Source organism: Pseudoalteromonas sp. S327, assembly GCF_005886415.1.
Classification (GTDB): domain Bacteria; phylum Pseudomonadota; class Gammaproteobacteria; order Enterobacterales; family Alteromonadaceae; genus Pseudoalteromonas; species Pseudoalteromonas atlantica.
Window position 1 is genome coordinate 274,496 of record NZ_PNDP01000001.1, and the last position, 24,435, is coordinate 298,930.

The 24,435-nt window shown below is 42.4% G+C and carries 18 protein-coding genes and 1 tRNA gene; 14 read left to right on the forward strand and 5 right to left on the reverse strand.

From position 1 onward, the window contains the following. The first annotated feature begins 40 nt into the window (after positions 1-40). Positions 41-721: a hypothetical protein gene (locus tag CWB60_RS01320; protein ID WP_138576874.1), complete on the forward strand. Its 681-nt coding sequence runs from the start codon at positions 41-43 to the stop codon at positions 719-721. 11 nt (positions 722-732) lie between these two features. Here the strand turns inward: CWB60_RS01320 and xseA are convergent, their stop codons facing one another. After that, positions 733-2,064: an exodeoxyribonuclease VII large subunit gene (gene xseA, locus CWB60_RS01325; protein ID WP_055252820.1), complete on the reverse strand. Its 1,332-nt coding sequence runs from the start codon at positions 2,062-2,064 to the stop codon at positions 733-735. A 134-nt stretch (positions 2,065-2,198) separates the two neighbouring features. On the opposite strand from xseA, the gene guaB reads away from it, so the two are divergent. Both guaB and guaA read left to right on the forward strand, forming a co-directional pair. After that, positions 2,199-3,668 (forward strand): IMP dehydrogenase, encoded by a 1,470-nt coding sequence (guaB, locus tag CWB60_RS01330; protein ID WP_004586134.1) that lies wholly within the window; start codon positions 2,199-2,201, stop codon positions 3,666-3,668. Positions 3,669-3,764: 96 nt separating this feature from the next. Further along, positions 3,765-5,342 (forward strand): glutamine-hydrolyzing GMP synthase, encoded by a 1,578-nt coding sequence (gene guaA / locus CWB60_RS01335; protein ID WP_024033152.1) that lies wholly within the window; start codon positions 3,765-3,767, stop codon positions 5,340-5,342. Between the two features lie 153 nt (positions 5,343-5,495). Here guaA and CWB60_RS01340 read toward each other — a convergent pair whose 3' ends face one another. Then, positions 5,496-7,094, reverse strand: a complete 1,599-nt coding sequence (locus CWB60_RS01340) for a BCCT family transporter (RefSeq protein WP_138576872.1) — start codon at positions 7,092-7,094, stop codon at positions 5,496-5,498. 703 nt (positions 7,095-7,797) lie between these two features. Between CWB60_RS01340 and CWB60_RS01345 the strand changes: the two genes are divergently transcribed. The 3 genes from CWB60_RS01345 (at position 7,798) to rimI (ending at position 8,698) form a co-directional block, all read left to right on the forward strand. Continuing rightward, positions 7,798-7,874 (forward strand) — tRNA-Trp (locus CWB60_RS01345). Positions 7,875-7,938: 64 nt separating this feature from the next. Next, a complete protein-coding gene (locus CWB60_RS01350; RefSeq protein WP_138576870.1) occupies positions 7,939-8,244 on the forward strand; it encodes a BRCT domain-containing protein in 306 nt (101 codons plus the stop codon). Then, positions 8,231-8,698 carry a ribosomal protein S18-alanine N-acetyltransferase gene (gene rimI, locus CWB60_RS01355; RefSeq protein WP_029772791.1) on the forward strand — a complete coding sequence of 156 codons (468 nt, stop codon included), beginning with the start codon at positions 8,231-8,233 and terminating at the stop codon, positions 8,696-8,698. Before CWB60_RS01350 ends, rimI begins: the two co-directional genes overlap by 14 nt. A gap of 48 nt (positions 8,699-8,746) precedes the next feature. Here the strand turns inward: rimI and CWB60_RS01360 are convergent, their stop codons facing one another. After that, positions 8,747-11,419, reverse strand: a complete 2,673-nt coding sequence (locus CWB60_RS01360; protein WP_054982743.1) for an ATP-binding protein — start codon at positions 11,417-11,419, stop codon at positions 8,747-8,749. A gap of 428 nt (positions 11,420-11,847) precedes the next feature. Beyond that, positions 11,848-12,516 carry a TetR/AcrR family transcriptional regulator gene (locus tag CWB60_RS01365; RefSeq protein WP_055252831.1) on the reverse strand — a complete coding sequence of 223 codons (669 nt, stop codon included), beginning with the start codon at positions 12,514-12,516 and terminating at the stop codon, positions 11,848-11,850. A gap of 239 nt (positions 12,517-12,755) precedes the next feature. On the opposite strand from CWB60_RS01365, the gene CWB60_RS01370 reads away from it, so the two are divergent. The 7 genes from CWB60_RS01370 (at position 12,756) to CWB60_RS01400 (ending at position 22,579) form a co-directional block, all read left to right on the forward strand. Further along, the gene (locus CWB60_RS01370; protein ID WP_055252832.1) at positions 12,756-14,264 is read left to right on the forward strand and encodes an efflux transporter outer membrane subunit; all 1,509 of its coding nucleotides are present in this window, start codon (positions 12,756-12,758) and stop codon (positions 14,262-14,264) included. Beyond that, the gene (locus CWB60_RS01375) at positions 14,264-15,808 is read left to right on the forward strand and encodes an MFS transporter (protein ID WP_138576868.1); all 1,545 of its coding nucleotides are present in this window, start codon (positions 14,264-14,266) and stop codon (positions 15,806-15,808) included. The genes CWB60_RS01370 and CWB60_RS01375 overlap by 1 nt, the downstream gene beginning before the upstream one ends. Before the next feature lie 24 nt (positions 15,809-15,832). Further along, entirely contained in the window at positions 15,833-16,867 is a 1,035-nt protein-coding gene (locus CWB60_RS01380; RefSeq protein ID WP_064385284.1) for an HlyD family secretion protein, read from the forward strand. Between the two features lie 289 nt (positions 16,868-17,156). After that, positions 17,157-18,746, forward strand: coding sequence for a peptide chain release factor 3 (gene prfC / locus CWB60_RS01385; protein WP_004586154.1), 1,590 nt, complete (start codon positions 17,157-17,159; stop codon positions 18,744-18,746). Positions 18,747-18,808: 62 nt separating this feature from the next. Continuing rightward, a complete protein-coding gene (gene argS / locus CWB60_RS01390) occupies positions 18,809-20,551 on the forward strand; it encodes an arginine--tRNA ligase (RefSeq protein ID WP_138576866.1) in 1,743 nt (580 codons plus the stop codon). 609 nt (positions 20,552-21,160) lie between these two features. Further along, on the forward strand, positions 21,161-21,799 hold the full coding sequence (gene pdxH / locus CWB60_RS01395) for a pyridoxamine 5'-phosphate oxidase (protein ID WP_138576865.1): 639 nt from the start codon (positions 21,161-21,163) through the stop codon (positions 21,797-21,799). Between the two features lie 12 nt (positions 21,800-21,811). Then, a complete protein-coding gene (locus CWB60_RS01400; protein ID WP_138576863.1) occupies positions 21,812-22,579 on the forward strand; it encodes a TatD family hydrolase in 768 nt (255 codons plus the stop codon). On the opposite strand, the gene CWB60_RS01405 is transcribed toward CWB60_RS01400, so the two are convergent. After that, on the reverse strand, positions 22,546-23,166 hold the full coding sequence (locus CWB60_RS01405; RefSeq protein ID WP_004586158.1) for an AhpA/YtjB family protein: 621 nt from the start codon (positions 23,164-23,166) through the stop codon (positions 22,546-22,548). The two genes, CWB60_RS01400 and CWB60_RS01405, sit on opposite strands and share 34 nt — an antisense overlap. A gap of 151 nt (positions 23,167-23,317) precedes the next feature. Here CWB60_RS01405 and serB point away from each other — a divergent pair, with 151 nt between their 5' ends. Then, the gene (gene serB / locus CWB60_RS01410) at positions 23,318-24,334 is read left to right on the forward strand and encodes a phosphoserine phosphatase SerB (protein ID WP_138576861.1); all 1,017 of its coding nucleotides are present in this window, start codon (positions 23,318-23,320) and stop codon (positions 24,332-24,334) included. The last annotated feature ends 101 nt before the right edge of the window (positions 24,335-24,435 follow it).

The following is a 24,435-nucleotide window of genomic DNA, read 5'->3' on the forward strand; positions in this document are numbered from 1 at the left end:
GCAGCCTGTATAAATAAAAATAATTTTAAAAGGAATTAAAATGAACAAAAATAGCTTATTAACACTAGGGATAGGATTTATTGCGGGTGTAGGTTTAACGTGGAGCTACTTTAATTTATCTTCAAGTGACGCAAACCCCGCAAAGTTACAACATGCTGATACAAAGCAGCAGGCACCTTTTGTTCAGCCAGTTAAAAGCAGTGAAGCAACAGCAAAGCGTGTTGTACCAGTTGTTCCTGAGCAAAGCGCTCGTATAGAGCAAAAAGATAATCCCCCTAAACCAGATCCACAACCGCTAGATGAGCTTCCTTTAGAAGAGCAAGTATCGCAGCTTAAACAGCAATTAGCAGCGCAAAAAGCCTTGATGAAAAACGCGGCGCAGCAGCTGCGTGACCCCTCTGATGCGCAAGCCGTTTTGCAAGCGCAATTTGATGAGCAAATACGTAATGAAGAGTGGGCTTATCAAACAGAAATAGCTTTACAAGATTTTTTACTTACCTCTGATCTAAGCTCTATCCCAGAGATTGTTAGTGCAGCGTGTAAAACCACCGTATGTAAATTTGAACTTGCTGCACCTACTGATAACGACTCGTTTGATCATACCCAATGGCGAGAGCTAAACGATAAGTTAATGAAGCAAGAGTTTTGGTTGCAATTTAAAAGAACAACCTCAACGTCAAGCGACACCGAACTAACCTTACTAATGGCCACAGAGCTTTAACTGAAAGAGCTTTACAACACCGTTGATTTTATAGCGCCATCAGCCAGCTCTGTAATTAGCACGTCACCCGTTTTAATGTGATCTACCGATTTAACCACTTTGCCTTGCGGGGTTTTGGTTATGCTGTAACCGCGCGCTAAAACATTAAGTGGGCTTACCGAGTCAAGCCTACTCGCTTGCAGCGCTAAGCTATTTTGCGCGTGTTGCAACTTGTGCTGCATTGCTTGCTCAAGCCGAGTTTGTATCTGCATAAGCTGATGGCTGGCCTGTGATAGCTTTTTATCAGGCGATTGACGCATTAAACGCGGGGTTAAATTATTAAGCGTGCGCTCTTGTTGGTAAAGGCGATTGCGCATGCCCTGTTGTAAGGCAATAGTTAACTCATCTAATCGCTGCGCTTTTTGATTAAGTTGATTGCGCGGATGACACAAGTTAAGCCGATGCTGTAACTGTGTTGCTAGTGCGCGCTTATCGGCCATATCGTGTTTAAAGGCATTATTTAACCGGTTAATGAGCTCAATAACCTTACTATGTAGCTCTTGCGTGTTAGGGCTGACAAGCTCGGCGGCTGCTGAAGGCGTTGCTGCGCGTACATCGGCTACGTAGTCACTGATGGTTGTGTCTATTTCGTGGCCTACCGCACTGACTATGGGTAATTCACTTTGATAAATAGCACGCGCAAGCTGCTCATGGTTAAAGCACCATAAATCTTCTAACGAGCCACCGCCTCGCCCTACAATAAGTACGTCGACCTCATTGCGTGCATTGGCTAACTGTATTTGGTTAATTAAGTGCACATGGGCTTCTTTGCCTTGCACCATGGCTGGGTAAATAATGACTTCTAATTGCGGTGCGCGGCGTTTAAGTACGGTTAAAATATCTTTTATAGCAGCGCCCGTTGCTGAGGTTATTACACCTACACGGTTTATATTTTGCGGCAGTGGTTTTTTATAGGCCGAACTAAACAAGCCCTCTGCGGCTAGGCGCATTTTTAATGCATCAAACTCTTGCTTAAGCTGGCCTTCACCGGCAGGTTCCATATGCTCAACAATAAGCTGATAATCACCGCGTGGTTCGTAAAGTGAAACACGGGCTCTTACTGTTACTTGTGCGCCATTTTCGGGGCGGTAACTTTGAGAGCGGTTATTACCGCGCCACATAGCCGCTTTAATTTGTGCTTTTTCATCTTTTAACGAAAAGTACCAGTGCCCAGAAGCAGGGGTAATAAAGTTAGAAATTTCGCCTGTTAAAATTAGCGATGCAAAGCCCTGCTCAAGAACTGTACGAATCTCTCTGTTAAGGCGCGATACGGTGTAAACCGTTTGCGAAGGCTTCGAAAACATAAAAAACAACCTAAAACTATTATGAGGCAAGTTTATCATAAATATTTGCGAAATATTATTTACGAATGCCCACAACGCTGTTAAAATTTGGCCGCAATTCCTTATCTTAGATCCACATGTGAGAAGTTGCCAAAATGCTTAGAATCGCTAAAGAAGCTCTTACCTTTGATGACGTACTTTTAGTACCTGGTCATTCTACTGTTTTGCCACACACGGCAAATATTTCAACTCGCTTAACGCGTGGTATCAAACTTAACTTGCCGCTTATTTCAGCATCTATGGATACTGTTACAGAAGCTCGTTTAGCTATTGCCCTCGCGCAGGAAGGTGGTCTTGGTTTTATCCATAAAAACATGACCATTGAAGAACAAGCGAGAAACGTACGTAAAGTTAAAACCTACGAAGCAGGTATTGTGTCATTCCCTGTTACTGTGTCTGCCGATTTAACCATTGCAGATGCGACGCTTCTTTCGCAAGAAAAAGGGTTCTCGGGTTTCCCGGTTACTGATAGCGAAAATAACCTACTAGGTATTGTTACTGGTCGTGACATGCGTTTTGAAACGAAGCTTGAACAGCCTGTTTCTAGCGTTATGACTAAAAAAGACAAACTGGTAACGGTTCAAGAAGGCGCATCGCGCGAAGAAATTTTAGGTTTAATGCACGAACACCGCATTGAAAAAATCTTAGTGGTTGATGATGCGTTTAAACTAAAAGGCATGATCACCGTAAAAGATTACCAAAAAGCGCAAGACAAACCACATGCATGTAAAGACGAGCTAGGTCGTTTACGTGTAGGTGCTGCAGTTGGTGTTGGCGCAGGTACTGATGAGCGAATTGCTGCATTAGTAGAGGCGGGTGTTGATGTTTTACTTATCGATACTTCACACGGCCACTCACAAGGTGTTATTGACCGTGTTTCTCAAACTCGTGAAACTTACCCAGATTTACAAATTATTGCCGGTAACGTGGCTACAGCCGAAGGCGCAATTGCCCTTGCTGATGCAGGAGTGGATGCGGTTAAAGTAGGTATTGGCCCAGGTTCAATTTGTACTACGCGTATTGTTACAGGTTGTGGTGTGCCACAAATTACGGCTATTTCTGATGCGGTAGATGGCTTACAAGGGCGTGACATTCCAGTAATTGCTGATGGCGGTATTCGTTTTTCTGGCGATATTGTTAAAGCATTGGTTGCGGGTGCATCGTGTGTAATGGTGGGCTCAATGCTTGCTGGTACTGAAGAAGCGCCAGGCGAAGTTGAACTTTACCAAGGCCGTTACTACAAATCTTACCGTGGTATGGGCTCATTAGGTGCGATGGATCAAAAAGAAGGTTCGTCGGATCGTTACTTCCAAAAATCTAACCAAGCTGACAAATTAGTACCTGAAGGTATTGAAGGTCGCGTCGCTTATAAAGGTCCAATTGCAACGATTATTCATCAGCAAGTGGGTGGCCTTCGTAGCGCAATGGGATTAACGGGTTGTGCCACCATTGAAGAGCTAAATACAAAACCGCAGTTTGTACGTGTTACATCTGCAGGTATGGGTGAGTCGCACGTTCACGATGTGCAAATTACCAAAGAAGCGCCTAACTACCGCTTAGGTTAAACAACACGTTTAAATTACGGGGCTGGAATTACCAGCCCTCTTTTATAGCCACTAAGCAAATTAGTGGAATCTAGCATCTACTTTACGAGATCCTTCATGAGCAAAGATATTCACGATTCACGAATTCTAATTTTAGATTTTGGTTCGCAATACACTCAATTAATCGCGCGTCGTATCCGCGAAATTGGCGTTTACTGTGAGCTGTGGGCATGGGATGTGACCGAAGAGCAAATTCGCGAATTTAATCCACAAGGTATTATTTTATCTGGTGGCCCTGAGTCAACCACACTAGAGAACAGCCCGCGTGCACCTGAATACGTGTTTAACGCTGGCGTGCCAGTGCTGGGTATTTGTTACGGCATGCAAACCATGGCAGCTCAACTTGGCGGCAGTGTACACAGCTCAGATAAAAAAGAGTTTGGTTATGCACAAGTAGAAAAAGTGGGTAACTGTGCATTATTCGATGCAATTGAAGATCATATTACCGATGGCGGCAACGGCGTTTTAGACGTGTGGATGAGCCACGGCGACAAAGTAATGGAAGTGCCGGCAAGCTTTAGCACCACAGCTAAAACACCAACGTGTCCGCATGCTGCTATGTCTAACGAAGAAAAACGTTTTTACGGCGTACAATTTCACCCAGAAGTAACGCACACTCATCAAGGGCAACGTTTATTAGAGCGTTTTGCAATTGATATTTGTGGATGTGAAAAGCTATGGACACCTGCCAAAATTATTGATGATGCTATTGAGCGCATTAAAGAAACCGTTGGCGATGATGAAGTTATTTTAGGCTTATCAGGAGGTGTTGATTCATCTGTTGTAGCAATGCTGATTCACCGTGCAATTGGCGAAAACCTAACATGTGTATTTGTTGATAATGGCTTACTTCGCTTAAACGAAGGTCAGCAAGTTATGGACATGTTTGGCAATAAATTTGGCTTAAACATTGTTAAAGTAGACGCTGAGGAGCAATTTTTAGCTGACCTTGCGGGCAAATCAGATCCAGAAGAAAAACGTAAAGCCATTGGCCATACGTTTATTAATGTATTTGATGAGCAAGCTAAAAAGCTTAAAAATGCGAAGTGGCTAGGTCAAGGGACTATTTACCCAGACGTAATAGAATCAGCCGCTTCAGCGACAGGTAAAGCACACGTAATTAAATCTCACCACAACGTGGGCGGCTTACCAGATGACATGAAAATGGGCTTAGTTGAGCCATTACGTGAATTATTTAAAGATGAAGTACGTAAAATTGGCTTAGAGCTTGGTTTACCGTACGACATGCTTTACCGCCACCCATTCCCAGGGCCTGGTTTAGGTGTACGTGTACTTGGCGAAATTAAAAAAGAGTACTGTGATTTACTACGCCGTGCTGATGCTATCTTTATTGAAGAGCTACACAAAGCTGAGCTTTATCATAAAGTAAGCCAAGCGTTTACTGTATTCTTACCTGTTAAGTCGGTAGGGGTTATGGGCGATGCACGTAAATATGATTGGGTTGTATCACTGCGTTGTGTTGAAACTATCGACTTTATGACGGCGCGTTGGTCACATTTACCGTATGAGTTTTTAGGTGTGGTTTCTAACCGTATCATTAACGAAATTGACGGTATTTCACGTGTTGTTTACGATATTTCTGGTAAACCACCGGCCACTATTGAGTGGGAATAACACCCGTTTTTACTAATGGTTAATGCCTTTTAGATAGCAAACATAGTTTTGTTATCTAAATAATAAAAAGTCCGCTTACACGGACTTTTTTTATGCCTAAAAACCGTTAGCTCTTGCCCACTAAACTCATTAAGTGAAGTGGGCTAAGTGGGTTTATTTTGCAGGAACGGGCGTAGGTTGCTCTGTTTCTGTAAGTAGCCCTTTAACTAGACTAATACAGCCTAAAATTAAAATAATAGTAAAGGGCAGGGCGGCAATAATAGTAATGTATTGCAATGCTTGAATTGAATCGGTGCCACCAATCCACAGCATTAACATAGCAATAATACTGGCAATAATGGCCCATACTAGCTTTTGCTTTATAGGTACTTCTAGTTTTCCGCCTGATGTAAGGCTATCTATTACAATAGAGCCGGAGTCGAGGGTGGTGACAAAAAAGATAATTATTAACGCTACAGCTAAAAGTGAAAGCAGTGTACCAAATGCATAAGCATCTAGCATATAAAACAAGCTAAGCGTTACATCTGTAATGCCTTGGTTTGCGCCAAGTACCCCAACTTCATTTATAATTTGATCAATCGCAACACCACCAAAAACCGACATCCAAGCAGTAGTTACAAGGGTAGGAATGAGTAATACATACACTAAAAACTCGCGTATGGTGCGCCCTTTTGAAATACGCGCTACAAACATACCAAAGCAAGGTGCGTATGCAACCCACCACGCCCAATAAAACACAGTCCAGCCATGTAGCCACTGCGTATCTTCTCGGCCGGTGCTTGAGCTTAGAGGAATGATATTTTTAACATAACCTATTACGGCCGTGTAGGCAGAATCAAGTACCGTGGTAAAGTTTAAAATAAATACCAGCGCTAAAAACACAAAGGCTATGCCCATATTTATGTTACTTAGGAGTTTAACGCCACCATCCATACCGCGCACAATAGAGAGGATAGCCAAGCTCATAATTAATAAAATAATGCCTTGTTGTAATAATAAAGAGCTTTTAAAGCCGAGTACGTGGCTAATACCACTGGCAGCTTGTGCCCCGCCTAAGCCTAACGACGTAGCAAGACCAAAAAGGGTTACTAATACCGCCATTACATCGATAACATCACCTAACTTGCCCCATACTCTATCTCCTAAAAGCGGATAAAATATTGAGCGCATAGAAAGCGGTAAGCCTTTGTTGTAAACAAAATAGGCTAGGCATAAAGCGGTCATACCGTAAATTGCCCACGCGTGTAGACCCCAATGGAAAACAGTAGCCCCTAAAGCCATTTCTCGGCCTTGTTCGGTAAAGGCTTCTGCATTGAGAGGCGTGCCAAACCAGTCGGTGTAAAAGGCGGTGGGCTCTGCCACGCCCCAAAAAATAAGGCCAATACCCATGCCTGCAGCAAACAGCATAGATACCCACGATAAGGTTGAATAGTCTGTAGTTGCTTTATCGCCGCCAAGGCGAATTTTACCCAGCGGTGAAGCGGCAATACCCACTGCAAAAAGCAGTAATATATTGGCTCCCCACATAAATACGTAGTCAAAATTAGTTAGTGCGGCATTTTTTATTGAGTTAATCGCCTCTTTAGCTTCGTTAGGCGAGAGGGCAAGTAGAGTAATTATAAAAAGTAGAGATAGGCCAATAGAAACAGAAAATACATTAGTATGAATATCCATGCCCCATTTGCTAACGTTATCTTGTCCTACTTGGTAATCGGTTGAATCGATACTGTATTTTTTTGATTTAAACTTCATATAACACGGCGTGAACTACCAGCAACTGCTAATAGTAAAGCTCCTCCATATTTGCATTGTGAATGACCCGCGTAAGTAAGATACATGATGAAATATGCAATTAGGTGGTAATACCAATCGACTTAAATACTTAGTCTTTCTAGCGAGCTAAATAAAGCGCTAACAGCGTTATAAATTTCTCAGGTAGAGCAACTACATGTAAAAATTAATGCCTTGTAACCGCTCTATTTATCTGTCGCTATAAGCGACTAATAACTTAACACGATTGGTATAACGCGGATCCCCTAGACGCTAAACTGTATCATAAATGCTGCCAATGTTATTGATTTGTTTATGTATACAGCAACTCCACCAAGCTAAATCGCTATAAAAATAACTAGCAGCAAGTGTAAATACACCATGCTAGCTAAAGCATTTAACACTTAAGAAGGAATTTACAGCATAGCGTTTGGGCTAAGCGTAGGTAAAACAGTACGGCGGTTATTAAGCACGCACGGTTTTAAAGCACATACTGCAGTTTTAATTACGCTAAGCTGAGCAGCATTTATTTTTTTAAAGGTGAGTGCTGCTAAAGCTAAAGTGGCTTTACAGCGCTATTTAGCTTGCTAATTCAGCGTTTTGTATAATTAAAAAGCAGTTAAACTAAAAAGTTAATTTTTTACTTTACCTTTTCTAAAAGGTCTCTATAATTCGTCGACATTGCAGGGGCGTAGTTCCAATTGGTAGAACAGCGGTCTCCAAAACCGACGGTTGGGAGTTCGAATCTCTCCGCCCCTGCCATTTCTTCTTTACATCGTTTTTATTACTTCATATATTGTTCTAGTGTTTAATCTACTGAGTTGTTATGCATCCACGTTACGCAGCTATTTTTGGTATAGAAAACCTTGAACTAAATCAGCATTATCGTCCTAAAAATACTGACTCTACTTTAGCCGTTTCACAAAGCACTCCAGCTGAGCCTTTAGTGCTGAGCAAGCAGTTATTAAGTGATATACATTTAAGTGCACCTTCTTTAACAATTAATCATGTTTTAAAAGGGGCTGACATACAGTTAACCGGCGATAAGCTTACACTACCAACCTCACAGCTCAGTGCTTCTGATAAGCGCGCTTTATGGGCTTTAATGAGCACACACCTTGATAAACTTTAAACCTGTAAACGAAAGCGCAATAGCACAATTAATGGCTATTGAAACTGCCTGCCACTCTCATCCTTGGTCTCTTAAAACAATGAGCTCTTGCATGGGGGGCCGTTACTTTAATTTAGCGGCGTTTGATGAAAACACTCTGGTAGGTTTTTATATAGGTGAAAAGGCAGGACCTGACTTTACCCTTATGGATATATGTGTAACGCCCAGTGAGCAAGGTAAAGGCATTGCAAGGCAGTTACTTAGCCAGTTTATTGAATATGGCGAGCAGCAAAATGCTGAAAACCTTTTTTTAGAAGTACGCGAATCAAACGCGCGTGCAATAACGCTTTACGAACATGCTGGCTTTACGCAAATGTCGGTACGTAAAAACTATTACCCAAGCGATGAGCCCTCTAAAAATGGCTATGAAGACGCCATACTAATGGGTATGGCGCTTAACTTAGGGTTTAGTTAAAGGGTTAAATTAAGCGCTAAATAAACGTTTAAAGTAAAACACGTATTTTTAGGCTGTTTCTTTACTTTTAGCTATGGTTTGCTCAATAGCATTAATTAAATTTACAATTAATGTGGGGCGCTGCGCTTGGTCATTACTAAGCAGGTTTTCTTCTAGTAGCGCTGCACTGTGGTAAATATCGTCAAAATTAAAGCAACCAGCACTGCCTTTTAAGCTATGAGCTACGCTTCGAAGCGCCTCTGCATCGTTACTGGCTTTTAAGCTGTTTACCTTTTGCAAGTAACTTGGCAGGTTAGCCACATAGTTATCGTTAATTTGTTGAAACTTTTCACTTTTTAGTAAACTATCCCACTTGTTCTGATTATCTTTTTCAAGATTTAAGTAACTGACTAGCACGTTTTCAAGCGCGTCTTTATCAATGGGTTTTGCCAGCGCTTTATCGCAACCTGCCTCAATGTATGTGTCTATATCATGGTTCATTACATTGGCAGTAAGCGCGATAATGGGCCCATCGTAGGCTGCATGACGTAGCATTTTAGTTGCCTCAAGGCCGCCCATTACAGGCATTTGCATATCCATAATAATTAGCTGGTAGTCGTTTACTAACGCCATTTCTACTGCTTGTGCACCATTGTTAGCCATATCTGGCTCTAGGCCCCAGGTTTGTAAAAGCAGTTTTATAAGTAGCTGGTTATCGGGGTTATCTTCGGCAACTAATATGTTGGCATCAAAACTAGAAGTGGCAAACGACAAGAAAGGGTCTTTTTCTGGAATAAGCTGTGCTTGCTCAGTTAAAAGCTCAAGTGACTGTTTAGGCTCGTTAATATGGCAATCAACGGTAATAGCAAAGCGACTGCCTATGCCAATTTCGCTTTTTAAAGTAACATCGCCACCCAATAACTGCGCTAAGTTTTTAGAAATACATAAACCTAATCCTGTGCCTCCAAAGCGGCGCGTGGTGGTGGCATCGGCTTGTTCAAAAGGTTTAAATATACGCTCTATTTGGTGCTCAGACATACCAATACCGGTGTCTTTAACCACAAATTCAAGCTGCTGCTTACTTTGCAAATAATGCACACAAATTGACACCTTGCCTTGCTCGGTAAATTTTACGGCATTGCTGGCTATGTTTATTAAAATTTGTTTTAAACGCGTCATATCACTATAAATAGTGCGCGGTAATGGCAGCTCGTAATGAATGCTAAACCCGAGTTGTTTTTCGTGTGCTAGCGGTTCAATAATTGATTCTATATCGTGAACCAGCTGCACTACATTAAGGGGTGCTTGCTCTACAGCGAGCTTTTCTGCTTCTATTTTAGATAAATCGAGTATGTTGTTTATTAGCTCTAATAAGTGTTTAGAGTTTCGTAAAATGGTATTTAAATGCTGTTTGTCGTTAACCACTTTATCGTTAATTAATAGCTGCTCGGTAAAGCCCATAATGGCCGTAAGTGGGGTGCGAATCTCGTGACTCATATTTGCTAAAAAACGGCTTTTAAGCTGGTTAGCTTGCTCTGCTTGAGCTATGGCAAGTTCAAGCTGGCTGTTCATCGCTTCGAGCGCTTTAGTACGGCTTTCTACTTTGTCTTCTAGGTGGTGCTTATATTCTTCTAGCTGCTCTTGGTAGTGTCTAATTTGGTTAATCATGTGATTAAAATCGTTAAACAACACGCCGACTTCATCATTTGTATGAGCAGGTAAATTTACCGATAAATCACCATCACCTACACGGTGGCTGGCAGCCCCTAAAAGCTCAATTGGGTTTAGCAGTAAATTGCGCACAACCACAAAAATAAGGATAGGCAGGGTGATCACCGAAATTATCACAATTAAGCCTGTGATTAAGCTAATTGCCTTACCCGATTGATAAAGCACGCCTTTTGGAATGGTTGATACAAAGTAATAACCGCCACTCATTTGTACGGCAAATATCATTCTTTCTATTTTATCTATGCTCGAAAGCTCAATCGTCGAAAGGGTGCCTACATCGGCTAAATCGTGAACCTGCTCAAGCTCGTGCTCGGTAATATATTGCCCGCGTAAGCTGTAGTCTGAGCTAAATAAAATTTGCCCGTCGTTGGTTAGCAGTAAATTTAGGGTGTTGTTATAAGGCGCCTCTAAAATACTGGTGTTTAATATAGAGGGTTCAACTTGTAATACTATAAAGCCAAGTTGTTGTGGGCGTTTTAAATAGTAATCAACACTTTGTACGCGCTGCACAAAAAATAAGTTGGTGGTGCCGTCGTTGTTTTGCACCATAAATTGTTGTTGGCGCAAATTACTTTGCAGTACTTGCTTAAAAAATGGGTATGACTGCGGTGCGGTTGTTAAATTATTAGAATAATACGCGTCACTTTTACCACTGGCCGAGACTAAGTTAATACTAATTATATCTGGGTAGGCTTCGCTATAACTGGCAAAAACATCCATTAGCGCCCCTAAGCGGCGGGTATAGCTGCCATCAGCATGAATGTCGTTTGATAAAAAATCGTTTAAAACAGGCGAGGTAGACAGTAGTTTTGCTGTTGAATGAAACGAGTCTATGTAGTTGAAAACCTTTTGCTGTTGCTGCTCAACAAAGCGACTCATTATAAGATCAGCCTGCTTTTGTGTTGAGTTGGTTACGTTAGTTAATGTAAAACCACCTAAAAACAACAAGGGTAATATAACAAGCGGGGTTATATACCATAATAATCGAATACTTAACTTACTGGTTTTCATGACCAAACTACTTATCCTCCGTGCAATCTAGCAATGATATGCGTTACGACTTTATTACACAAGAAGCGTAAGCTGATTTGGGTTAATTTAGCGTAAAAAAAGTGTGTATATAATTGGTTTAAATACGACTAGTGAGCACCGAAAGCGAGATTATCTTTTAAGGCGCTATATTTAGCTTTATTTTAAATAAGTTAGCGGCTGCGCTGCTTGGTTTTTTAATTATATAGCTAACAGTGCAGTATCAATGCCTGTCATAAATTGAGCGCAAGGGGCTAACCCGTAGCGCTATTTTTATATTTATTAGTGTTTAGCACAATGCATTAAAATATGCGTTTTTAGGGCATTGGCATTGAGGGTAATTTAGCCACGCTTAAAATTAATGCGTGGCTTTAAAATGCTATTTATTTAAAGTATTACACATTTAAAAATTAGTTCTTTTGAGTGTGAGCCGTACCGTAAGAGCGCACTAAAAAGTTTATTGCTACTTCTACCCAGCGGTCTATATCTTTTTTAAGCACAGGCTGATCGGGGTGAGTTAAGTACATTAAATGTAGCTCACTGCGCATTAAGGCAACAAATAGGTTAGTGGCTTCTTCAATGTTTAATTCTTCAAAATCCAGCTCTTTAGATTCCACTGCCGCTTTTAAATAATTAGAGACCTTGTCTTTTACCACCCGCGGGCCAGAGTTATAAAACATATGACCTAGGGCGGGTAAGCGGGGGGCTTCAGCAACAACAATTCGGTATAAAGCCATGGCCGACTCTGATAGAGCGATTTGTAAATAAGCATGCCCAAGGCGGCGTAAGTTTTCTGTTAAGTTGCCTGGCTTAAACGTTATATTATCGATTGATGCTGTAAATATTTCGCATTCGCTTTTAATGACCGCTAAAAATAAAATTTCTTTATTTGCAAAGTGAGCGTAAACCGTCGATTTTGATACGCCTGCCTCACGTTGGATCATGTCGGTGGTTGCACCATTAAAACCATGAATTAAAAATATTTTACGTGCAGCGTGTAATACCGTTCGTGCTTTTGCACCAAGCTCTAATTCACTTGGAGGCAGAGTGTTTTGGGCATTAGTAAGCGTTTTTGTCATTACATATCACCTTGACATAATGTTAAATTACGCCTAGCATATCAAACCGAGCGGTACAGTTCAATTTGAGCTTTAAGTTAAGGGTGTTTTTAGCAGCTGTTAACTATCGGTATTACCCTGTTTAAATGTATTTAAGGTGTGACTAGGCAGCAATTAGCGTGCTTAGCTTTTTTTTGCTTATCACTCGAACCGAGCGGTACAGTACATAAATAATTGTGTTATTAATTTAGGATTTAAAAATGGCTAATCAGTGTCTTAATAAAAGACTTTTTAATTATTCGCGGCATTCAGCTATTGCGCTTACATTAGCTGCGGCTTTGTCGGGTTGTGTAGTGGGTCCTAACTTTGAAGAGCCTAATACAAATATAAACAACGATGCTATAAAGCCAACTCCCGAATTTACTCAGCTACAACGCGGTAATGCTGAATTGGCGTGGAATTGGTGGACAATTTTAAACGATCCTATTTTAACGGAGCTAGAGCGCAAAGCACAGTTAGGTAATCTTGACTTACAGCTAGCATCAAGCCGAATTGCCCAAAGCCGCGCGGCATTGGGTATTGCATCGGCAGACCGCTTACCCAGTGTATCTGCTGGGTTTGACTACAAGCGCGAAGGGCTGAGCGAAAATGGTAAGTTTGTTGCACTCGGTGCGCCCTCAGACCCTGATAACTTTTGGCAGCTTGGTTTTGATGCCAGCTGGGAACTTGATTTATGGGGCCGTAATAAACGTGTTGAAGAAGGGGCCGTCGCTATGCTGCAGGCCTCTTTGTATGCGCGTGAAGCCGTGCGTGTTAGCTTAGCTGGCGAGGTGGCTAAAACATATTTGTTACTGCGCAGTGCGCAAACGCAGCTCAACATAACACACGAAAACAAAACCATTGCAGAGCGTGTGTTAAAGCTTGCACAAAGCCGCGAAAAAAACGGTGTAAGTACACGTTTTGAAACAATTAGTGCAAAAGCAGAGCTGGCAACAATTAATGCTGCGCTACCAGAGCAAACGCAGCGCCGTAATGTGTTAATGAACGCGCTTGCGTTGCTAGTAGGTGAAAAACCACGTGCCTTAAATACTTTGTTAGCCGAGCGTATTGCTGCGCCCGTTATGCCAAGCGAAATCCCTTCGGCTATTCCATCAGAGTTTGTGAAACGCCGCCCAGATATTTTACAAGCGCAAGCAAACTTACACAGCGCCGTTGCCGCTATTGGCGCGGCCGAAGCGAATTTTTACCCACGCATTACTTTAACGGGCTCATTAGGGGTTGAGGGGTATGCGCAAAGTGATTTATCAACCTGGGATTCACGTGTTTTTTCAGTGGGACCAAATGTTTATTTGCCTATTTTTCAGGGTGGGCGCTTAAAGTCACAGCTTAAGCTGACTAAAGAGCGCGAGAAAAACGCGGCATTAACGTATCGTCAAACTGTACTAAAAGCGTGGCACGAAGTTGATAACGCAGTAGATGGCTGGGCTGCGCAGCAAAATCACCATCACAAAGTTGAAATTGCCCACGACTTTAATAAGCAGGCTTTACAAACCGTTGAAAGAGCCTACCAGCAAGGTGCAGCCGACTACCTTAGCGTTTTAACGGCGCAACGTAATTTATTAGCAAGCCAAACTAAGTTAAATAACAGTGCAACCAATGCCTCGATTGCGGTTGTAAATTTGTATAAATCTCTCGGCGGTGGCTGGAACCCAGACGCGTTACCTGAAAGTGCGCTTGCGCCCATGTCAGCCAAGGCGGAGGGCGAGTAATGAATGCAGTCACGATTAATGTGCCTGTACAAAATGCAGCACCTGTTGCTAAGCCCGCAGGGCCATCAAAACAAGCACTGGCTGGGTTATTAGGCATTTTTATTGCCGCTATGATGGCGGGTTTAAATAACCGAGTAGGGGCACTTGGATTAGCAGATGTGAGGGGCGTAATGGGGGCAAGTTTAGATGATGCCTCTTGGCTTTCAAGCGCCTATACCGTTGGGGAGCTAATCGCTATGCCTTTTGCTTCTTGGTTCGCTATTACGTTATCGGTTAGACGCTTTCATATTTCTATGGTGACTATATGTGGTGTTATTGCGGCTATTTTGCCTTTTATTAATGATTTAAACTTATTAATTGCACTGCGTTTTGTGCAAGGGGTAAGTAGTGGCGCGCTCATTCCTATATTAATGATGGCTGCACTTAAATTTTTACCCCCTAACATACGTTTACACGGTTTAGCGCTTTACGCCATGACCGCTACATTCGCTCCAAATTTAGCTATTTGGCTAAGCGGGCAGTGGGCTGATGTGTTATCGGACTGGCGCTGGATTTACTGGCAAGTTATTCCGCTTTGTATTATTGCAGGCTCACTAACTGCGTGGGGGCTCCCAAAAGAGGGCGTTAAATATGCGCGCTTTAAAGAAGGAAACTGGTTAGGCCTAGTATGCGGCGTATCGTCTTTGACGTTAATTGCCATCGCGCTTGACCAAGGTGTGCGTTTAGATTGGTTTAATTCATCGCTTATTAGTGTGTGTTTTTTTGGTGGGCTAATTTTATTTGGCTGCTACGTATTAACCGAGTGGCATCACAAAGCGCCATTTATGAGACCGCAGTTATTAGGCCGTCGCAATTTAGGTATTGGCTCTGTACTACTTACCATGTTGTTAGTGGTGTTGATGTCGGGCTCAATGTTGCCCTCAACTCATTTAGCCAATTTGCATAGCTATAGAGCATTACAGCTAGCGCCAGTAGGGTTATTAATTGCGCTACCACAACTTGTACTTGGCTCGGTAGTGGCACTGCTTTTATACAAAAAATGGGTAGACGCCCGCATTGTGATGTCAATTGGATTATTTTTAATTGCGCTGGCCTGTTTTAGCGGCGCACAAATTACGCCTTTATGGCATCGCGATCAATTTATCACAGCGCAGCTGTTGCAAGCATTTGGCCAGCCCATGGCAGTGGTCTCTATTTTATTTTTAATGACCAGTGTACTAGACCCAAGCGAAGGGCCGTTTTTTTCGGGAACCATAAACACATTACGTGTGTTTGGCTCGCTTATTGGCGGGGCTGTTGTGGGGCAGCTATTAACGGTGCGCAGTCATTTTCATAACGAAATGCTATTAGACCGCGCCTCTATGGTCGGTAACTCATTGGCAAACACCATACCTAATGAGCAATTAGGTGGCGTTATTGCCCTGCAATCGTTAGTGATGTCGGTAGGTGATGCCTACTTGGTGCTAGGTGTGTTAGCACTTGTATTAATTCCGCTGGCGCTATGTATGAGCTTTGTACCAGCCCCGAATCTTAATAAATCTTAAATTTTAATTGTTGAGTAATATATTATGGCCTTACCAAAAGTAGTTAAATTAACCGTTGTAGCAACTATACTTGCCGTTGTTGCAGGCAGTATTATTTATCTTAATAAACCGGAGTCGCAAAGTGCAACTCAAACAACTGACGATGCCTACGTGCAAGCCGACTTTACCTTTGTGGCGCCTCAGGTATCTGGCACGGTAGATCAAGTACTCATTAAAGATAACCAGCGAGTACAAAAAGGCGATTTAATTGCCACCATAGATAATCGCGATTTTGTAGTGGCCCTAGATTCTGCTAAAGCCCAAGCTAATAGTGCTAAAGCAAGTGTAGCTAGCTTGCAAGCTAAGCTAACTTATCAAGATTCGCTGGTACAACAAGCGCAAGCTGCGGTAGAGGCCGATACTGCATCACTTAAATTAGCGCAGTTAAATTTAAAGCGTTATACCAACTTAGCAACCGATGGCTCAGGCACTGTGCAAGCACGAGAAGAAGCACAAGCAAAGCTGGCTATTCAAAAAGCAAACTTGCATAAAAACCAAGCAGGCCTTGCAGCAGCAAAGCAGCAGATTGAAATTTTACGTGCCGATATCGAAAAAGCCAAAGCCGTACTTGTACAAGCTAAAGCTCGTGTAGTAGATGCCGAGCTTAAGTTATCGTATACCCAAATTACTGCGCCTATTGATGGCATAGTTGGCCAAAAATCGGTGCGTGTAGGGGCGTATGTAAACCCAGGCAGCCCGCTATTGGTTGTTGTACCGCTTGATAAAGTGTTTGTTAGTGCAAACTACCGTGAAACTCAGCTAGCTAATGTAAAAGTAGGCCAAGAAGTTGAAATAAAAGTAGATGCACTACCAGGGCAAATTTTACGCGGCCACGTTGATAGCCTAAGCCCTGCCAGTGGCGTGAGCTACTCAGCCATTGGTGCTCATAATGCCACGGGAAACTTCACCAAAATTGTGCAGCGTTTACCGGTTAAAATTAGCTTAGATGCAAACCAGCCGGCGCTTAAGCAGTTACGAGTAGGTATGTCGGTGGTGCCAAGTATTTCAATAACGCAGTAGCACATTGCGTTAATTACAGGGCCAGTAACCATGTTGCTGGCCCTTAAAATTAGTTACTCCTTCCTTTTGCATATAAAGCCAAGATATTTTTGAGTTAGATAGCACACTTTTATACCGACTCCTGTTACAATTGCCACTATTAAAAAATTAGCTATATGGCGTTAATTGTTGTCAATTTATTCACACTAAATTGCTCAAAGCCCAGTTAATAACGATCAACTTAACGGGTTGCCTTGCATACACTCAATGTTATGCATGTAACTTGGCATCAAACTAAAAGAACTTATTAATGGCAGACCAGAATATTATCAACGAAATTAGCAAGCGAAGGACTTTTGCAATCATATCGCACCCGGATGCTGGTAAAACCACCATCACCGAAAAAGTACTTTTGTTCGGACAAGCGATTCAAAAAGCCGGTACTGTAAAAGGCCGTGGCTCTAATCAGCATGCAAAGTCTGACTGGATGGAAATGGAAAAAGAGCGTGGTATATCGGTTACTACCTCTGTAATGCAGTTTCCGTATAACAATGCGCTGGTTAATTTACTTGATACCCCTGGACACGAAGACTTCTCAGAAGACACTTACCGTACATTGACCGCGGTAGATTCGTGTTTAATGGTTATTGATGCCGCAAAAGGTGTAGAAGAACGTACCCGTAAGCTGATGGAAGTTACGCGCCTACGTACCACGCCTATTGTTACCTTTATGAATAAGTGTGACCGTGATATTCGTGACCCAATGGAACTACTTGATGAAGTAGAAACAGAGCTAAATATTGCCTGTGCGCCTATTACTTGGCCAATTGGTTGTGGTAAAGAGTTTAAAGGTGTTTATCACATTCATAACGACGAAGCGGTTTTATATAAAACAGGCCAAGGTCATACTATTCAAGAAGTTCGTACTGTAAAAGGCCTAGATAACCCTGAGCTTGATACCGCCATTGGTGAAGAACTCGCTGAGCAATTACGTGAAGAGCTAGAGCTGGTAATTGGTGCCTCAAATGAGTTTGATCTTGAATTGTTTTTAGCAGGTGAGCTTTCACCGGTGTACTTTGGTACAGCCCTTGGTAACTTTGGTGTAGACCATGTACTTGATGGTTTAACGCAATGGGCACCAACGCCATTACCGCGCGAAACAGATGACCGCCAAGTAATCGCAACAGAAGAAAACTTTACCGGTTTTGTGTTTAAAATTCAGGCAAACATGGACCCTAAACACCGTGACCGCATTGCCTTTATGCGTATTGTGTCGGGCAAATACAGCCAAGGCATGAAAATGAACCACGTACGCCTTGGTAAGCAAATTAGTATTTCTGATGCGGTAACCTTTATGGCGGGCGATCGTGAGCGTGCAGCAGATGCGTATGCGGGCGATATTATTGGTTTGCATAACCACGGTACCATTCAAATTGGTGATACTTTTACGCAAGGCGAAAAGCTTAAATTTAGCGGTATTCCTAACTTTGCGCCTGAGCTATTTCGTCGTATTCGTTTGCGCGATCCGCTCAAACAAAAGCAATTATTAAAAGGCTTAGTACAACTTTCTGAAGAAGGTGCTGTACAGGTATTTAGACCGCTTACTAACAACGATTTAATTGTAGGCGCGGTAGGTGTACTACAGTTTGACGTGGTTGTAGCGCGCTTAAAAGCTGAGTACAACGTAGATGCAATTTACGAAGGCGTAAATGTAAATACTGCACGTTGGGTAAGCAGCGACGATGTTAAAAAGTTTGAAGAGTTTAAACGTAAGTGCGAAAGCAACTTAGCACTCGATGGTGGCGATAACTTAACTTACATAGCACCGAGCCGTGTAAACCTTAATTTATCGGTAGAGCGTTACCCAGAGGTCACCTTTAACCATACGCGCGAAAACTAGAATCGACTGACTAAAGTTAACTGAAAGCCTGCTATGGCGGGCTTACAAAGGTAAATAATATAATGAACATTCGTACTATTTTAGTAGAAAAAGCCATTGCCGCCATGACCGCAGCAGGCCTACCAGAAGACACAAACCCAGCTGTTACACAAAGCACACGCCCACAGTTTGGTGATTACCAAATTAATGGTGCAATGGGCGCCGCTAAAAAAATGAAAAGCAACCCACGTGAGCTTGCGCAAAAAATTATTGATAACCTAGATGTAACCGACATCGCTGAAAAAACAGAAATTGCCGGCCCGGGTTTTATTAATATTCATTTAAAGCCTGAGTTTTTAGCCAATAGTGTAAAAGCAGCAAACAACGATGCAAAACTGGCTGTAAACGAGCACGCAAATCCGCAAACTGTCGTGGTAGATTACTCATCACCTAACCTTGCAAAAGAAATGCACGTAGGCCATTTGCGTTCAACCATTATTGGCGATGCCATTGTACGTGCGCTTGAATTTAGAGGCGACAAAGTCATTCGTCAAAACCACATGGGCGATTGGGGCACACAGTTTGGTATGTTAATTGCGCATTTAGAAGATCAAATTAGCCAAGGCGTAGACTTAGAGTCGGTAGCGCTTGCTGATTTAGAAACGTTTTACCGCGATGCAAAAAAACGTTTTGACGATGAAGAAGGCTTTGCCGATAAAGCCCGTGACTATGTAGTTAAACTACAAGGTGGCGACGCGCACTGTGAAAAGCTATGGAAGCTATTTATAGCGACCTCTGTTAAGCACTCTGAAGAAGTTTACAAACGTCTAAACGTAACGCTTACCCAAGGCGATATTATGGCTGAAAGTGCTTACAACAGTGGGCTTAACGATATTATTAGCCTATTAAAAGATAAAAACATAGCGGTAGAATCGCAAGGCGCACAAGTGGTGTTTTTAGATGAACTTGCCAATAAAGATGGTGAGCCATCGGCGTTTATAGTGCAAAAATCTGGCGGCGGCTTTTTATATGCAACCACCGATTTAGCCGCGTGTAACTACCGCTCAAATACCTTAGGTGCTGAGCGTATTTTAATATTTGTTGATGCGCGCCAAAGCCTTCACTTTAATCAGGTGGAGCTTACCGCACGTAAAGCAGGCCTTTTACGCGATGAAACAAGCTACGAGTTTTGCCCGTTTGGCACCATGATGGGCGCCGATGGTAAACCATTTAAAACCCGTACAGGTGGTACAGTAAAACTTGCTGATTTACTTGAAGAGTCGATTAGTCGTGCAGCAACAAAACTTGGTGAGCGTGAATCTGATTTATCAGATCATGATCGCAGCGAAATTGCGCGTAAAGTAGGTATTGGCGCTGTTAAATACGCTGATCTTTCTAAGCATCGTACCAGCGATTACATTTTCAACTGGGACACCATGTTAAGCTTTGAAGGCGCAACAGCACCTTACTTACAATATGCTTATACCCGTGTACGCAGTATTTTCCGTAAATCAGGTGTCGATGCCGCTACGCTAAATGCAGATGTAGCCATAGCCGAGCCGCAAGAAAAAGCCCTCGCGCTCAAGCTACTACAGCTTGAAGAAGTCCTTGATTTAATGATCTCTGAGGCTACTCCGCACGTACTATGTAGCTACTTATACGAGCTAGCTAGCCTATACATGACATTCTACGAAGCCTGCCCAGTACTAAAAGAAGGCGTAGAGCCAAGCGTACGTGACAGCCGTTTAGTGTTATGTAATTTAGTGGCAGATACACTAAAAACAGGATTGGATTTGTTAGGCATTGAAGTCATGGAGCAAATGTAATCACCGTCGTATTTTAACCTAATACTGCGTTATCCACCCCAACTTACCCTAATCACATACAAACCGTATGCTCACAGGGATAAGTAGGGGTGAATGCCTTGTCTTAGGCTAAACTACATAGGTGAACCTTCTGCTGCGTGTAGTTCGCTTTGACTGCGTTGTCGTGCTTTTTTAGCCTAAGTCACATACTAACTGTATGCTCTTTGGCATAAAAAAGCACTTCGCCTTGTCAGCACTCCTGCACTTGCAGATATCTGAGTTGTGTAGTTCGCTTTAGCTGCGTTGGTAAAATTATTTAGCCTAAGTCACATACAAACCGTATGCTCCTTGGCATAAATAGTTTTACCGCCTTGCTAGCACTCCTACACTTGCAGATGATTTTAGGCTTTACTTGACGAACTTTTGTAAGTTAATCAATTTTGTAGCTGATAGCTGATAGCTGATAGCTGATAGCTGATAGCTGATAGCACCGTAGGTTGGGTTGAGTGAAACGAAACCCAACACTAAACTAACATTAAACAAAACATTTTTATTTTTGCTCTTATAACGATTAACAGCCTGACCTTAACTTACCCACATACGCTTTAATAAACAGAGAAGGATTTGTTTATGAAACTCGAAGACATCCGCCGTGAATACCTGCAAGACGCGCTAAGCGAAGATAACTTGCAAGATGATCCATTCAAACAATTTGAAACGTGGCTTGAGCATGCTGTGGGCAGTAATATCCCAGACCCAACGGCCATGGTTGTGGCAACGGTTGATGAAACCGGGCAACCTTCACAGCGTATTGTATTGTTAAAACATTTAGATGATAACGGGTTTGTATTTTTTACTAATAGCGGCTCACGTAAAGCGCAAGAGCTAAAAGGCAATAACAAAATATCGCTGCACTTTCCGTGGCACCATATGGAGCGCCAAGTGATTGTATACGGCGAGGCAAAACCATTACCGACGGCTGCAGTCGCTAAATATTTTTTATCGCGTCCTAAAGAAAGCCAATTAGCAGCATGGGCCTCAGCGCAAAGCAGGCCGGTCTCATCGCGCAAAGTGCTTATGGAAACCTTTGCAAACATGAAGAGTAAATTTGCTAATGGTGAAATTCCATTGCCTGATTTTTGGGGCGGTTACTGCGTAGTCCCTTCTAAAATTGAGTTTTGGCAAGGTGGCGCACACCGTTTACATGACCGCTTTATATATCAGCGCCAAACCGATAATAGCTGGCAAATAACACGTTTAAACCCTTAACCGGTTTACGCTGTGAAGTTTATAGATTCCCACTGCCACCTCGATTTTACTGAGTTTGACGCAAACCGCGAAGCACTCATAAAAGAGTGTATGGCTAAAGGCGTTGAGCGCTTTGTTGTGCCAGGTATTAGCTTGGCGCAATCTCAGCAACTAATTGAATTTAAATCTAAATACCCACAAGTACATATTGCCGCAGGGCTTCACCCTTACTTTTTAGATGAGCATAAAGATGCTCACTTAGCGCAGTTATTCGATTTTGCAAAAACCAATAAAAAACAGCTGGTGGCAATAGGGGAGTGCGGGCTTGATAGAAGTATTGATGACCTTGAAAAACAAACCAGCCTATTTGAGCAACACATTACCCTTGCTAACGAGCTCAAGCTGCCGCTTATTGTGCATCACAGGCAAAGCCATGATTTAATTGCGCATGCGTTTAAGCGCTGCAAGCCAAAATATGGCGGCGTGATACATGCATACTCAGGCTCCATGCAACAAGCACAGTATTATATTAAACAGGGCTTTAAATTAGGTGTAGGTGGCGTTATTACTTATGAACGAGCAGCAAAAACCCGTGATGTAATTGCTCAAATAGAACCGCAGCATTTAGTGCTTGAGACGGACGCACCCTCAATGCCATTAAGTGGCCATCAGGGAGAAATTAACACCCCTGCGCATATTCCTGCTGTATTTGAAGTTTTATGCAGCTTAAAGCCAAATAGTAATAAAGCCGAACTTGCTCAGCAGCTTTACGATTCTTGCTCTGAGGTTTTTTGCATATAGCGATTTACCTGCCAACGTTTTAGGCCTCGCCCTAGCTGCCATGTAAAAATACAGGCTATTACTAGCATTAATAAAACTTGCCTGCCTAAATCATGAAAGTGATTGTGGCTGTCAGATATTGCCGCGCGGGTTAAATAAGTAATAGATACAAAGCCTAAAGGCTTATCTATGTCGCTTACAACGGGCTCAACAAACGGGGTTTTTAGTTTACTAATCCCTGGGGTAGACTCTGGCAATTGGCCAAATATATGGTGCGATTGCCAGTGATCGCTGCTGGCTATAAGTACGCCTTGCTGATCGTAAATTGTGGCTGAAAGTACAAACTCGTCTTTGCTTATATCATTACACAAAGCTCTAAGCTGTGGCTTATTTTTAGCAAGCAATGGCTCTTTAGCATTAAGTGCCATAAATGAGGTTAAGCTTTTGGCAGTATTATCGGCACTATTATAAAGTAGTTGGTGGCTTTCAAAGCTACTGTTAACACCTACAAAACTCAGTAATACAAAACAGCCCGCAGCCAATAACAAGCGAACGATTCGCTTTCTTTGTGATGCAGACAAAGGGCTTTTTATATGGTTATTTTTCATAGTCACCGTATATGCTACTGACAGCATTTTGATTTGATGTTACAACTACGCTAACTATAACCTTAAATCTACCCCGATGGCGAATTTAGCGTTATGAATACCCTAATTGATACGCCAAATTAGAAAAATAAATAACAAACACGGAGAACCCATGTCGCAAATGAACATGGCACAGCCAGCTGCTGAGCAAGCATTACATTCTTTAACGCTAAACACATGGTTTGATTACAAAGAAGGGAGTTTTACTCCTGCTCAAACAATACCAGATAAAACCGTTGGGTTATTTAGTATTGCGTTTGCGGGCGATTTTGGACTAAAGCATGTAACGAGTATTATCGACTTTCTAAAAACGCACGCGCTTAAAGTAACCGCTGTATGTCAATATCAGCCCGACTTAGGGTTAGCCCCAGCTCTGTGTTTTTATAGCCCAGAGGCGGAGCAAAAAATTAACCCGCTTGCGCTAAGAGAGTTTGCAAACACGCTTGATTTTCAGCTAGTGCAAGTTACAACGCCACCCAACCTATATGAGCCAGGGCTGCTGGTTATGGATATGGACTCTACCGCCATCACCATAGAGTGTATTGATGAAATTGCACGTTTAGCAGATGTATATGACGATGTGGCTTCGGTGACCGCGCTTGCAATGGCGGGCAAACTAGATTTTAGCGAAAGTTTAAATCAGCGTGTAGCAAAGTTAGCCGGCATAGAGCAAAGCTTAATTGAAGACTTAAAAAACACTTTACCATTAATGCCAGGTATTAAAGCGCTATGCCAAATATTAAAGCAGCATAATTGGTATCTTGCTATAGCTTCAGGCGGGTTTGTACCCTTTGCCGAGCGTGTGCAGCAGCTGATTAATTTAGATGAAGTACATGCTAATGTACTTGAATTTGCAAACGATAAACTCACAGGAAAAGTCTCTGGTGCCATTGTTGATGCGCAGCAAAAAGCGGTTGTTTTAGAAACACTGCAGCAAAAGCTGGGCTTAGATAATACACAAACGGTAGCCATTGGCGATGGTGCAAACGATTTGCTAATGATGGAAAAAGCAGGGTTAGGTGTTGCCGTACATGGTAAACCAAAAGTGGTGGAGCAAGCTCAAGCGGCTATATGTCAGGGCTCGTTACTGCAATTGTTGTATATGTTGGCTATTCCCTTAAAGAAGTAACCTGAGAATATCCACCAAGATAAGTTATACCAATCGGGTTAAGTTATTTAGACATTTATAGCGACAGATAAATAGCGTGATAACAAGGCATAAATTTCGAC

What these genes read in the sequence shown, in the direction of transcription:
- CWB60_RS01320 (WP_138576874.1), top strand. Translation starts at nt 41, where the DNA reads ATGAACAAAAATAGCTTATTAACACTAGGGATAGGATTTATTGCGGGT.
- xseA (WP_055252820.1), bottom strand. Translation starts at nt 2,064, where the DNA reads ATGTTTTCGAAGCCTTCGCAAACGGTTTACACCGTATCGCGCCTTAAC.
- guaB (WP_004586134.1), top strand. Translation starts at nt 2,199, where the DNA reads ATGCTTAGAATCGCTAAAGAAGCTCTTACCTTTGATGACGTACTTTTA.
- guaA (WP_024033152.1), top strand. Translation starts at nt 3,765, where the DNA reads ATGAGCAAAGATATTCACGATTCACGAATTCTAATTTTAGATTTTGGT.
- CWB60_RS01340 (WP_138576872.1), bottom strand. Translation starts at nt 7,094, where the DNA reads ATGAAGTTTAAATCAAAAAAATACAGTATCGATTCAACCGATTACCAA.
- CWB60_RS01350 (WP_138576870.1), top strand. Translation starts at nt 7,939, where the DNA reads ATGCATCCACGTTACGCAGCTATTTTTGGTATAGAAAACCTTGAACTA.
- CWB60_RS01360 (WP_054982743.1), bottom strand. Translation starts at nt 11,419, where the DNA reads ATGAAAACCAGTAAGTTAAGTATTCGATTATTATGGTATATAACCCCG.
- CWB60_RS01365 (WP_055252831.1), bottom strand. Translation starts at nt 12,516, where the DNA reads ATGACAAAAACGCTTACTAATGCCCAAAACACTCTGCCTCCAAGTGAA.
- CWB60_RS01370 (WP_055252832.1), top strand. Translation starts at nt 12,756, where the DNA reads ATGGCTAATCAGTGTCTTAATAAAAGACTTTTTAATTATTCGCGGCAT.
- CWB60_RS01375 (WP_138576868.1), top strand. Translation starts at nt 14,264, where the DNA reads ATGAATGCAGTCACGATTAATGTGCCTGTACAAAATGCAGCACCTGTT.
- CWB60_RS01380 (WP_064385284.1), top strand. Translation starts at nt 15,833, where the DNA reads ATGGCCTTACCAAAAGTAGTTAAATTAACCGTTGTAGCAACTATACTT.
- prfC (WP_004586154.1), top strand. Translation starts at nt 17,157, where the DNA reads ATGGCAGACCAGAATATTATCAACGAAATTAGCAAGCGAAGGACTTTT.
- argS (WP_138576866.1), top strand. Translation starts at nt 18,809, where the DNA reads ATGAACATTCGTACTATTTTAGTAGAAAAAGCCATTGCCGCCATGACC.
- pdxH (WP_138576865.1), top strand. Translation starts at nt 21,161, where the DNA reads ATGAAACTCGAAGACATCCGCCGTGAATACCTGCAAGACGCGCTAAGC.
- CWB60_RS01405 (WP_004586158.1), bottom strand. Translation starts at nt 23,166, where the DNA reads ATGAAAAATAACCATATAAAAAGCCCTTTGTCTGCATCACAAAGAAAG.
- serB (WP_138576861.1), top strand. Translation starts at nt 23,318, where the DNA reads ATGTCGCAAATGAACATGGCACAGCCAGCTGCTGAGCAAGCATTACAT.